Genomic DNA, 12,847 nt, shown 5'->3' with positions numbered 1-12,847 from the left:
AAGAAAAGCCGCTTCGTATTCCTCAATAGCAGCCGCGTTCAGAGCGGTACAACATGGGGGAGGAAAAATGCAGCTCAGGAAAATTGCGTTCGCCGTTCTGCTCGGTTCGACGAGCGTGCTTTCGGCCGTCTCGGCCGCGCAGGCCCAGGCGCCGGCCGCGCGACAGAGCGAATTCAACATTCCCGCCGGCGATCTGGTCGCTGGCCTGCGCGCCTATTCGCGGCAGGCGCATGTCGAGGTGATGTTCAACGCCGCCGACCTGCGCGGGCGGCGCACCGCCGGCGTCAAAGGCACCCTCGGCGCCGAAGAGGCGCTGCGCCGCCTGCTCGCCGGTGCAGATGCGGAACTGGTGCGCGACCCGTCGGGCGCCTGGCTGGTGAAGCCGGTGGGAAACGGCGCGCAGGCCGCCGCCGATGACTATCGCGGCAACGAGATCGTCGTCACGGCGCAGAAGCGCGTGGAATCGGTGCAGGATGTGCCGATCGCAGTTACTGCGCTGTCGCAGAAGGCTCTGGAGGAGCAGAAGATCGAGGGCGGCCCCGACATCATGCGTGCCGTGCCGAACCTGACGTTCAGCAAGTCGAACTTCACTGGCTACAACCTGTCGATCCGCGGTGTCGGCACCAAGGCGGTGTCCGCGACCAGCGATCCTGGGGTGGCCGTTGCCTTCAACAACAGCGGTCTGATCCACAACCGCTTCTTCGAGCAGGAATTCTTCGATATGGACCGCGTCGAGGTACTGCGCGGACCACAAGGCACGCTTTACGGACGCAACGCGACGGGCGGTGTCGTCAATCTGATCCCGGCCAAGCCCGACTTCGGCGGGTTCGAGGGCAATATCAAGGGCGAGGTCGGCAACTACAACAGCCGCCGCCTGCTCGCCATGCTCAACGTTCCGCTGGTTGATGACGTGCTGGCGGTGCGCGTCGCGGGTTCGATGACTCAGCGCAGCGGTTATGATTATAATGCGACGACGAAAAACCGCATCAACGGCCGCGATCTCTGGTCGCTCCGCACGTCCGTCGCATTCGAACCGGCGCCGTGGTTCCGCGCCAACATGATCTGGGAGCGTTTCAACGAGAACGACAACCGCTCGCGTACCGGCAAGCAGCTCTGCCATCGTGACGATGGACCGACACATGTGGGCGGGGTGGACCTTGCCGATGGAGCGAATAACTTCGGGAGCACGGAACTTCGCCGTGCGGTGTTCGGACAAGGATGCAAGCCTGGCAGCCTTTATGACGATGGTGCATTCGACACGCCCAACGGGCTTTCCTACAGTTTCATTTTGGGCGCAGTCATGTTGAGGCAGGCGGGGCTGGGTATCGGTAGCGATCCGATTACGGGGGAGCAGCAATCGATCATCCAAGCCGTCGATCCTTATGGCGGCCTCCGGCAGATTCCCGATCTGCGCACGATCGAGTCGATCCGCGATCCGCGTTACCGGGCGAAGGCCGACCTCCTGCAATTCAACCTGGACGTGGACATCACCCCTACGCTGACCTTCACGTCCCAGACGGCCTATAATGAAGACCGGACCTATTCATTCCAGGACTATAACCGCTTCAAGAGCCTGCCGGTTTTCACCGATACGACGTCGCTTATCCAGGGAGGCGATCCCGCTTTACCGCCTAGTCCCTATCAAAAACTGGCACCTGGCGGCATCTTCTGCGATCCGCAGATCGGCTGTACCAACACGATAGCCGGTTTTGATATCAGCCAGGCCAAGTCCAAGCAGTTCAATCAGGAATTCCGTCTCCAGTCGTCGTTCGACGGGCCGTTCAATTTCAGTGCCGGTGTCAACTACACGCGTTTCAAGACGCTGACCGACTATTATGTGATGTTCAACGTGCTGACAGCGACGGCCTGGGGTGCCGGTTTCTATCCTTCTTATCCGAATCCATGGACCCCCGGCACATGTTTCAGCTCGAATTCGGTGGGCGGATCAGCGCCCCCCTCCGGCGGCGGCCCAGTTCCCGCGGACGATCCGCTGGCGATGTGCCCCTATGTCGATCCCAATCCGGTCGAGAGCATCGACGGCAATGGACATAATTATTTCCGGTCGAAGAATCCCTATAAGCTCAAGTCCACGGCCTTTTTCGGCGAAGCCTATTGGAATGTTCAGGACAATCTGAAGCTGACGGCCGGTTTTCGGTACACCGACGATCGCAAGACCTTCACGCCCGTTCCGTCGCAAGTCCTGCTGGCGCGTTCGTTGATCGGTGGCGGGACGGTTTCCTCAGGATATCCGGAACTCGCTCCGATCAAGCAGAAATGGGGCGAATGGACAGGACGCGTCGGTCTGGATTGGAAGCCCGAACTGGGGTTCACGGACGACACGATGCTCTATGCTTTCTATTCGCGCGGCTACAAGGGCGGCGGGGCCAATCCGCCGAGCCCCGGCTTCGCGACCAAGGAAGAGTGGCTCGCCAACGCCGTTGCCGACGGCGTCGATCCGCTTAACCTGGCCTTCATCGAGCTTTTCAACCAGCTCCCCGTGCTATCGCTGACGGGGGTGGAATATGGGAAGACGTTCGATCCGGAATTCGTCAACGCTTTTGAAATCGGCACCAAGAACACGTTGCTGAACGGTGCGCTGACCCTGAACGCCACGGGCTTCTATTATGACTACAAGGATTATCAGGTCTCGCAGATTCGCGACCGCACGGCGGTGAACGAGAATTTCGACGCCAAGGTCTGGGGCGCGGAACTCGAAGCGGTGTTCGCGCCGACCCGCAATCTGCGGATCAATGCCAGCCTCGGCTATCTGCGCACGAAGATCGGCAAGGGGGAGACCTCGATCGACATCATGAACCGCACGCAGGGCAATCCCGACTATACGCTGGTCCGGCCCTGGATGCAGTTGCCGTCCAATTGTGTCATCCCGACGCAAGTCGCGGCGGAATGGGCTCGCACCAATGATGGTTTCGCCCAATTCTACGGCTTGTGCAGCGGTGTCAGGGGTTTGATCGGCGGTTATATCGGCTCGCAAATTCGCGATCCCGCCTATGGCGGCGCGCTCTACGATCCCGCCAACTATCCCGAACTGAACGGCGGCGCCGGTCTCAAGGCCGACCTGGGCGGCAACGAACTTCCTAATTCGCCGCGTTGGACCGCCAACCTTGGCGCCCAATATACGATCGACGTCGATCCGGACTGGAGCGCGACGATCCGGGGCGACGCCTATTGGCAGGCGAAAAGCTGGGCTCGCGTCTATAATCTGGCGCCCTATGACCGGTTGAAAGGTTGGTCGAACTTCAACTTGTCTCTTCGTATCGATGGGCCCGAGGATCTGACGTTCGAAGCTTATGTGAAGAATGTCTTCAACAAGTCGCCGATCACCGACGCCTTCCTGAACTCGGACGATACGGGCCTGACGACCAACATCTTCACCCTCGACCCCCGCATCATCGGGTTCAGCATCGCCAAAAGATTCTAGAGTCCTCTCCACCCACTCCACTGGGTAACCTCGGGCCGATGCCGCGCTTGCTCCCGGCAAGCATCGGCCCGATTTTTCTGAGAGAGTGCTGACAGGCGTCGCGCGCCCGATTCAAGCTGGCTTGCCTCAATTCTGTCGAACTATTCGTCTTTCTTTCAGGAAAGAAAACGACGTCGTGACAGACTCGGAGCGGAAAAGAGGCAGCATGAAAAAGACGATCCTTATGACGATCCTGATCGCGGCCACGGGGGGAGGGACCGTGGCCGCTGCGCAGCAGGGGGGCGGCGCCATCACCGGTCTGTGGTCGACCGGCAGCCAGGGGGCGCGCGTCGAGCTGTATCGCTGCGGCGCGGCCATCTGCGGCAAGGTGGACGATGCCGCTCCCCTGCGTGCCAATCCCGACCAGCGCGACGTGAAGAACCCCGACCGCGCCTTGCGCGACCGGCGATTGAAGGGGCTGGTCGTCCTGCGCGGCTTCGAAGGCGGCCCGCGCGAATGGAAGGGTGGCCCGCTTTACGATCCGGAGACGGGCGATGGCGCCGCAAAGGGCTCTCTCACCTTGCGGGCCGACGGAAAGCTGGAAGTGAAGGGGTGCAAGGCGGCGGTCTTCTGCCGGACCAAGGTCTGGAGCCGGGCGCGCTGAATCCGGAACGGCGCGCCGGAAATCCGGCGTACCGTTCCGTCCGGCTCGAACTGCCGATCAATCTTCGGTCAGGATGATCTCGTCGCTCGTCGTCGAAACGCGCTTCGCTATGCCATAGAGCTCGAGCGCCTTCACGAAGCCGTCGATGTCCCCGGCCGAGAAGACGCCGACGATCTGCTTGTCGGGGATGCTGCCGTCCTTGAACGTCAGCTTGCGCGTCGAATAGCGATTGACCTCCGCGACCGCCTTCGACAGCGGGTCGTGCATGAAGACGAGCCGCCCCTCGGTCCAGCTCGTCTCCTTCTTCACATCGACGTTGCTCAGCGTCCAGCGGCGGTCCGGGCTGATGACCAGCTGGCGGCCGGGGGTCATGTCGGTGCCGTTTCCGGGGCCGGTCGCGGGCTCTTCGACCCGGACCTTTCCTTCGGCGAGGACGATGGCCACTTCGCCCCCGTCCATGCTGACCTCGAAGGCGGTTCCGACCGCGCGCACCGTCTTGCCGTCGGCGTTGACGATGAAGGGCCGGGCGCGGTTGCTGGCGACCTGGAAGAAGGCGCGGCCGCGGACCAGGTCGACGCGGCGCTGGTCGGGGGCGTCGGCGAAGCGCATCTCGGTGTCGGAATCGAGTGTCACGACCGATCCGTCGGGAAGGGTGATCGTGGTCCGCTGTCCCGTCTCGGTCTGGAAGGCCTGCGCGGCGTGGTCGCGCTCGGTGAACAGCAGGCCGGGCAGGGTGGTCCAGCCGATCCCGACCGTCAGCAGGACGGAAGCGGCGACCGCAAGCCCCCGCCGCCGGCCCAGCCCCCGCAGCCGCCCCCGCCAGCCCGGCGCCGGCGCGTCCTCGCCGTCCGGCTCGCCATATGGGGAGGCCGCGCCCGACAGGGCGGGGTCCGACGCGGCGGTGCCGGCAATCGACCATGCGCGGTCGATCGACCGATAGGCGTCGCGGTGCGCGGCGGACTGGCCGATCCAGTCCTGAAAGCGATATTCCTCCTCCGCCGTCATGTCGCCGGAAAGCTGCTGGTTGTACCAGTGCGCGGCTTCGGATCGAAGCGCGGCGCGCCCGGTGGGTCGGTCGCCGCTCATTGGCCGGCCTCCATCTCTTCGGCGATGCGGACGAGCGCGCGGTGCATCAGGTCCTTCACGGACTCGCGGCTGATGCCCATGCGTTCCGCGATCGCCGGATAGGTCAGATTATCGAACCGGTGCAGTTCGAAGGCTTCGCGCGTCCGCGGCGGCAGATTGCAGATCGCTGTGACCACGCGTCGATATTCCTCTTGTCCGATGGCGATGCGCTCGGGGGACAGCGGGTCGCTGCCTCCCAGGCTGTCGCTCCATTCTTCATGCAGCAGGGTGACGCGCGCCGCCTGTTCGCGGTAGCGGCTGACCAGCACATTGTGCGCGGTGGCGAACAGATAGCCTTCGACATTGTCGATCGCCGCGTTCAGCCGCGCCGATTGCAGCCGCAGGAAAACATCCTGCACCAGATCGTCCACATCCGCTTCGGAAACGCGGCGCCTGAAATACCGCCGAAGACCCGGGCCATAGGTCGTCATCCATGCGCCGATATCGGGGTCTTCGCGCCGCGCAGCCATCATCAACCCATGCCCCGAAAGGGCAGGAGATGCCAGCCATCGCCCGTCTTACCCGTCATTCGTAACGTCCACGATCGTGTCGCACCCTGCGTGCGCTTACCGGAGTAGACGCGCGGCGCGGCAAACAGGGGGGTCGGGGTGCGAAATATCTTTCCCGCCCCCTCGTTAATCGTCACCCCGGACTTATTCTGATCGTCATCCCGGACTTGATCCGGGATCCATTCACGCAGGGCTCGAGCCAATGGAACCCGGATCAAGTCCGGGATGACGAAGGTGGGCGGGTGGCAGTGCCCCACCCCCGCCGAAACCGCGCCCCAAAAAAAATTTCGAAGCCCGACCCCCCTCCCGAGCGCAATTTACGTCTATGTTAGTGGCGGGGTGGATCATGTGTAGAGTCGAGCCCCGATAACTATAACAGGGGAGAGTAAACACATGCGTCTTCGCGCGTCTGCATTACAGCACATTCTTTTGGGAAGCGTCGCTATTGGCGGTCTTGTCATGGCTGCGACGCCCGCCGCCGCGCGAGACAGCCTGGTCAATTACAATATTCCAGCGCAACCGCTCGGCCGTGCCCTGAAGGATTTCGGGCTGCAGAACGGCATGACCGTGATGGCGGACACCGCGGTCGTGCGCGGCAAGGTGACGCAGGGAGTCAAGAATCGCGCCGATCCCGACACGGCGCTGCGCATATTGCTGCGGGGCACCGGCCTGACCTATCGCCGCGACGGCAACATCTTCGTTGTGACGCCGGTGCGAAACGCCGCCCAGCCCCGCGCATCTGCCGCTGAGCCGGCGGTCGCCGACAGCGAAATCGTCGTCACGGCGCAGAAGCGCGAAGAAAAGACCATCGACGTGCCGATAGCGATGACAGCGCTGTCGTCGGAGGCGTTGGATGATCGGAAGATCGAGGGCGGATCGGAACTGCTACGCGCAGTGCCGAACGTCAATTTCTCCAAAAGCAATTTCAGCATGTATAATTTCTCGATCCGCGGGATCGGGACTAAGGCTATTTCGGCATCAAGCGACCCAGCCGTTGCCGTCAGTTTCAATAACACTCCCCTTGTTCGCAATCGGCTCTTCGAATCCGAATTCTTCGACATGCAGCGCGTCGAGGTGCTGCGTGGGCCACAGGGCACGCTTTATGGTCGCAACGCAACGGGCGGCGTTGTCAACATGATTCCGGCGCTGCCTGGACCTAACTTCGGCGGAGAAGTGAAGGGCGAAGTCGGTAGCTTCAATACGACCCGGCTTAGTGGAATGCTAAATGTCCCGATCGGCGAAACGCTGGGTTTGCGCGTCGCGGGCGCGATGACGAAGCGGGACGGCTTCGATTATAACACGTTCACACAGAACCGGGTGAATGGTCGCGACCTGTGGTCGACGCGCGCGACCCTAGCGTGGGAGCCTAGCGACCGTTTCCGCGCGAACGTCATTTGGCAACATTTTGAGGAGGACGATAATCGGTCCCGGACAGGCAAGAGCCTATGCACTACCGATCCTGGATTGTTCACCGTCGGCAATGCTTCGATAGATAATCCGATCGTCGCAGCGCGCATGAGCCAGGGTTGCCTTCCTGGTTCCCTCTACGAGGATGCGGCGTACGGCGCTCCTAACGGCTATTCGCTTGCTTACTATCTGGCAGCGAAAGGCATTGTCATTGGGAAAAACGACAAGCGCCTGACTGTGAATCTGATCAAGCCAGGTGATCCATATGCCACGGTCTCTCAGTCTCGCAATCTGAGAGAGATCGCCACTAGCTATGATCCGGTGTTCCGCGCCAAAAACGACGTAGTTCAGTTCAATATGGAGATTGAACCATCAGATGGATTGAAATTTATCTCGCAGACCGCTTATTCTCGCGACAGATATTATTCATCACAAGATTATAATCGATTTGTGACTGAACCTATATTTAACGATTCTAGTATTCTAAACGATTTCTTGGATCGCCCAAAAGATCCGGATCTATATCCGGGCGCAACGCCAGGCGGTGTGTTCTGTGACGTGCAACTCGGGTGCTCGGATCGATTGCTCTCTGCAGACATAAGTAAATCCAGGAATAGGCAGTGGTCCCAAGAGATTCGACTGCAATCGAATTATGACGGACCATTTAATTTTAATGTTGGAGCCAATTATCTAGATTTTAAGTCAAATGATGATTATTACGTATTCAATAACTTCTTTACGATAATTGCCCAATATTTTTATGCTGATCGCCATCCGGCGACGTTCCTGCCGACGCCGCGGGACTGTCCGCTCGGCTATGAGGCGACGGAATGTGTATATGTCGATCCAAATCCGATTGAGAGCGTTAACAATCAAGGACATAACTATTTTCTCAGTCAGAATGGTATCCGTATTAAATCAAAAGCGGTGTTTGGAGAGCTTTACTGGAAGCCAACAGCTTCATTGAAGCTGACAGCCGGCCTCCGCTATACGCAAGATCGAAAGATTTCGACACAAGTACCAAGCCAATTAATGCTTGCTGGCGGAACAGAGGGTCCTTTTCCTGGTCAGAACACCGGCGGACGGGTGAATAGCGGTTATCCTGCCCTAGATGATATCCATCAGAAATGGAATAAGTTTACGGGCAGGCTTGTTCTCGATTGGAAGCCTGATCTGTCGTTTACGGACGACACACTCATATATGCTTCGGCATCGCGTGGTTATAAAGGTGGTGGAACAAACCCGCCCCGAGTGGATATCAATCCAGCCATTGTACAATATCAGCCCCTAGCTCAGACTTTCAAACCTGAACATCTAAACGCGTTTGAAATTGGAACGAAGAATAGCTTTGACGGGGGTAGATTCACGCTGAACGCAACTGCATTCTATTATGATTACAAAGATTACCAGATTTCCCAGATTGTCGACCGAATTGCATTTAACGAAAATTTCAACGCGACTAGCTGGGGACTGGAATTCGAAGCGGCCTGGCGCCCATCTCGGGCATTTCGCATCGATACCAATCTCGGATTTTTGAAGACACGCCTCAATGATGGTTCAGAATCGATCGACGTGATGAACCGAACACAAGGCAACGAAGATTGGGTTGTGCTTCGGCCTTGGCTTCAAGCTCCCTCGAACTGCGTTGCGCCGCGCGTCCTTGTTGAAAAGGTGTTAGCGGGCAATCCGATTTTTCATGAGCTGGCTCTTCCCGCATTCTGCCCCGGCAGCAATAGAATCGGAGACTATAACCCAGCAATATCTGGCGGCTTGCCGTATGATCTTCTTTTCGGTTTCACCTATGATCCGTTCGCACCGTACAATCCTGAGACTGTCGGGTTGAACATCGCAGACGGCGGCAGCGGCGCTCCGAATATGGGTCGCGGATTTGCAGCCGACTTGTCTGGCAACGAGCTGCCGAATTCGCCTCGACTTACCTTCAATATCGGCGCGCAATACACTTTCTTTATCGAAGGAGGCGACTGGGAATTGACATTTCGGGGCGACTATTATCGCCAATCCAAAAGCTATGCACGAATTTACAACACGGCATACGATCGGCTGAAGGCCTGGGATAACGCAAATTTGGCAATGACGCTAACGCGGCCCGAAAGCGGATTTGCGATGCAGCTCTATGTGAAGAACCTGTTTGATAAAGCTCCGATTACAGATTTCTTCACAAATTCAGATGATACTGGATTAAGTGCAAACGTGTTCACTTTAGATCCCCGTATAGTTGGTCTGAGTGTATCGAAAAAATTCTAAGATTATTAGAAATATTTAAAATAATATTTCTGAGAAAATCTGCAAACAAGTATAGGAGGAAATCTGGATTTATGCTATAAGAAATATGCCGTTACATAAGTGATTCGGCTTTAATTGGGAGAGTGGATATGTCTAAATTTAAGAAAGCTATTGCTGTGTTTGCCGCATCGGCGGCCATGATGGGTGCACAGGTTGCAAGTGCATCGACGTATTCGCCGACGGGAACTTGGGATTTTGGCGGATCTGCTGCGCTGGGCACCGTCCTTGTGCAAAAAGGTAGTGGACCTCTGTTGGCATGCGTTGGAACGGCCAACGGTTTCACTGCTTCGACCAATTCTCTTGACGGTCCCACAAGTATCTCAATCACGGCGGGTGATGCTGGGTGCGTCACTATCTTCATTCAGTCGTCGAATCCGCATCTAGTTGACAAACCGAACGGCGATGGACTTGGCAAGCAGTACATTATCAAGAACGTATATGTTAATACAACTATTACCCCTGGGGATTGCGTGGGTGATATTGAAACTACGCTGTCCCAGGATGCCGGTGGCCCCTATCTTGACGTGAATGCAACGCTCGCGCCGGGTACGCCGGGTACGGGGGCATGCACAATTGTCGGGAAGCTGTATCTCGCTTCGCCGGCTGGCGGAAACATCACGTAAAGACACATATGGATGATCTGATTTGTGTCCATTGTACTTTTTGCAGTGACGCGGGTGTCCTGATCATAGCTGACCGGAACACCCGCAACTCCACCGGATAAACCTGGCCGCATCGTTCCAGCGATGCGGCCTTTCCGGGCCGACGACGGCGAACCGCTTCCGGCGCGATCTCGGTAAAATGGTCAGGCGGGCATCGCAATGTGTTTGCGCTGAAACGAGTTTCCACCCCATTGTTGCTGGGCATGGCTGTCCATGCGGCCCCCGCCCATGCCGAAACGGATAAGGGGGACGTCGCGGCGGGGCCGGTTTCGCAAGGAACTGCCCCGCCCGGCGTTATTTTGCCGCCGCGCCGCGCGGATGAGGCCGACGAGATCGTCGTCACCGCCGACCGCTATGGCGAGGCAAAGGTCGCGGCGGAGAGCGAGTTCGACGAAGAGGAAATCGCCAGCCACGGTGCCGACAGCATCCAGGACCTGCTGGCCCGCCTGTCGCCCTTCATTGATCCGAGCGGCGAAGAGCCGGTGATCCTGATCAACGGCAAGCCCGCGGGTTTCGACCGCTCGATCCTTTCCTACCCGGCCGAGGCGCTGCAACGGCTGGCGGTGTTGAAGCCGGAGGCCGCGGCGCAATATGGCGAACCCGCCGGCAAGCGCGTCGTCAACCTGATCCTGAAAAAGCATTTCTCTATGTGGAACGCCGACGCGGGCGTCGATTTCGCGACCGCCGGCGGCCAGGTTGGCGGCAAGCTGTCCGCCAACCGCACCGCGATCAGCGGCGATACGCGCTGGAACGCCACGGCGCGGATCGGCGCCGACAGCGCCTTTCGCAAGAGCGCGCGCGCGCTGCCACCACGCGAGGGGGTCTTCGACAGCGTCGGCTTCGTCTCCGCTCCCGATGGCGGAGAGATCGACCCCGCGCTCAGCCTGATCGCCGGGGAGCCGGTGACCGCCGCCGCGATCCCGCCCGAATGGTTGGCGGGCGCGGGGGCGGGGGCAGGCGTGCCGGGCCTCGCCGATTTCGCCGCGACCGCGAACGCGCTCCACCCCGTCGATCCCAACGCCTATGAAACGCTGCAATCGTCGCGCCGCACCGCCTCGCTCGCCATCGGCGTCACTCGCCCGCTCGGCGCCTTCACCGCCGCGCTGAACCTCAACGCCAGCCGCAGCAGCAGCGAGGGGGAGCGCGGCCTGCCGATGGTGTCGGTGCTGATCCCGGCGGGAAGCCCCTGGTCGCCCTTTGCCGACGACGTTCTGCTGACCCGCCCCTTCGCGGGTGAGCGCGCGCTGCGCAACGCCAATGATTCGACCGCGCTCGGCGCGTCGCTGACGCTGAACGGCAGTATCGGCAGCTGGCAGACCAATTTCGGCGTCAACTATGGGCGCAACTTGGCGAGCAACCTGCTGGAGACCGGCATCGACCGCACGCGCATTCAGCAGGCGATCGCCGCCGACGCGGCCTTCGACCCCTATGGCCCGTGGGACGAATCGCTGTTGCTCGCCACGCGCGGCCGGACGCGCAGCGAAAATCTCAGCGCGCGGCTCAACGTCCACAAGACCATCATCGACCTGCCCGCCGGGCCGATGGTCTGGAACCTGACCGCCAACGCCAGCCGCAACCGCTCGCATAGTTGGCAGGAGGGCGGGGACGCGGGGGCGGTGGAGCGCCGCACGACCCGCCACCAGACGAGCGGCCAGATGACGCTCAGCCTGCCGATCGCGCGGCGCGGGGAGGCGGGGCCGGCGTGGCTCGGCGACCTGTCGCTCGACCTGTCCGCCAGCACGCAGGCGATGACGGGCAGCCGCGCGCAAAAGCGCTATGGCGCGAATGTCAGCTGGTCGCCGTGGTCCATCGTCCAGCTTCGCGGGTCGATCGACCGCGCCGAGGCGGCGCCGTCCTTCGACCAGCTCGACGCGCCGATCGAAACGACGGTGACCCGCGTCTTCGACTATGCGCGGCAGGAGGTGGCCGAGCCGCTGTGGATCACCGGCGGCAATCCCGACCTGCGCGGCGGCAGCCGGCAGAGCGTGTCGCTGGCCGCGACGCTGCGCCCGCTCGGCGGTCAGGCGCTGACGCTCAACCTCGGCTATCGCCAGTCGGTCGCGAAGGGCGGCGTCGCGGGGTTTCCCGAGCTGACACCCGCAATCGAGGCGGCCTTTCCCGAGCGCGTGACGCGCGATGCGGAGGGGCGGCTGGTCGCGATCGACGCCCGCGCGATCAACATCGCCCGCGATACCGACGCCGAACTCTCCTCCGGCATCGCGCTGCGCCTGGGGCAGGCGCGCGCGGGCGAACGCAGCAAGGCCGCGCCAGAACCTTTGCAAATCAGCGTCTCCCTCAACCACCGCTTCCGCCTGAAAAGCGAATTGCTCACGCGCTCCGGGCTCCCCGCGATCGACCAGCTTCGCGCCGGCGGGCAGTCGCGCCACAATCTTTCGATGCAGCTTTCGGTGGGCAAGCGCGGCATCGGCGCGAACCTCAGCGGCAACTGGAGCAGCCCGGGCCGCCTGCGCGGCGCGGCCGACGATGCGGATGCGGCCTTCCGGTTCAAGCCGCCGCTGACCTTCAACCTGTCCGCGTTCGTCGAACCCGATCGCCTGTTCGCACTGTCGGGCAAGAAAGGCGCGCTGAACGGTCTCAAGATTTCGGTCGATGTCCGCAATCTCTTCAACGGATACCGCCGGGTGACGCTCGCCGACGGCCGCGTGCCCTCCGGCTACAGCCGCAACGAAATCGACCCGCTCGGCCGCACGCTGAGCCTGACCGCAAGGAAACGCTTCTAGCCGCGCCCGGCTTGTCA

The 12,847-nt window shown here is 60.6% G+C and carries 7 protein-coding genes; 5 read left to right on the top strand and 2 right to left on the bottom strand.

Annotated features, from left to right (window positions below; all coding sequences use genetic code 11):
* Positions 1-67: 67 nt before the first annotated feature.
* Together SGRAN_RS13980 and SGRAN_RS13975 are read left to right on the top strand one after the other, a co-directional pair.
* Positions 68-3,439 (top strand): TonB-dependent receptor domain-containing protein, encoded by a 3,372-nt coding sequence (locus SGRAN_RS13980; RefSeq protein ID WP_082737267.1) that lies wholly within the window; start codon positions 68-70, stop codon positions 3,437-3,439.
* A 205-nt stretch (positions 3,440-3,644) separates the two neighbouring features.
* On the top strand, positions 3,645-4,082 hold the full coding sequence (locus SGRAN_RS13975) for a DUF2147 domain-containing protein (RefSeq protein WP_067184595.1): 438 nt from the start codon (positions 3,645-3,647) through the stop codon (positions 4,080-4,082).
* 57 nt (positions 4,083-4,139) lie between these two features.
* Here the strand turns inward: SGRAN_RS13975 and SGRAN_RS13970 are convergent, their stop codons facing one another.
* Positions 4,140-5,168 carry a FecR family protein gene (locus tag SGRAN_RS13970; RefSeq protein WP_067184594.1) on the bottom strand — a complete coding sequence of 343 codons (1,029 nt, stop codon included), beginning with the start codon at positions 5,166-5,168 and terminating at the stop codon, positions 4,140-4,142.
* The gene (locus SGRAN_RS13965) at positions 5,165-5,680 is read right to left on the bottom strand and encodes an RNA polymerase sigma factor (RefSeq protein WP_067108402.1); all 516 of its coding nucleotides are present in this window, start codon (positions 5,678-5,680) and stop codon (positions 5,165-5,167) included. Before SGRAN_RS13965 ends, SGRAN_RS13970 begins: the two co-directional genes overlap by 4 nt.
* 429 nt (positions 5,681-6,109) lie before the next feature.
* On the opposite strand from SGRAN_RS13965, the gene SGRAN_RS21775 reads away from it, so the two are divergent.
* The 3 genes from SGRAN_RS21775 to SGRAN_RS13955 all read left to right on the top strand — a co-directional run bounded on the left by SGRAN_RS21775 (position 6,110) and on the right by SGRAN_RS13955 (position 12,830).
* Complete coding sequence (locus SGRAN_RS21775) at positions 6,110-9,388, top strand: TonB-dependent receptor domain-containing protein (RefSeq protein ID WP_210434142.1); 3,279 nt, start codon at positions 6,110-6,112, stop codon at positions 9,386-9,388.
* A 128-nt stretch (positions 9,389-9,516) separates the two neighbouring features.
* A complete protein-coding gene (locus SGRAN_RS22270; protein ID WP_148650879.1) occupies positions 9,517-10,050 on the top strand; it encodes a hypothetical protein in 534 nt (177 codons plus the stop codon).
* A 338-nt stretch (positions 10,051-10,388) separates the two neighbouring features.
* Positions 10,389-12,830 (top strand): porin family protein, encoded by a 2,442-nt coding sequence (locus tag SGRAN_RS13955; protein ID WP_067184590.1) that lies wholly within the window; start codon positions 10,389-10,391, stop codon positions 12,828-12,830.
* Positions 12,831-12,847: the final 17 nt, after the last annotated feature.

The organism is Sphingopyxis granuli (assembly GCF_001559015.1).
GTDB classification, from domain to species: Bacteria; Pseudomonadota; Alphaproteobacteria; order Sphingomonadales; family Sphingomonadaceae; genus Sphingopyxis; species Sphingopyxis granuli.
Note: the sequence above shows the minus strand (reverse complement) of the source record. Positions and strands in the feature narration are given on the sequence as shown.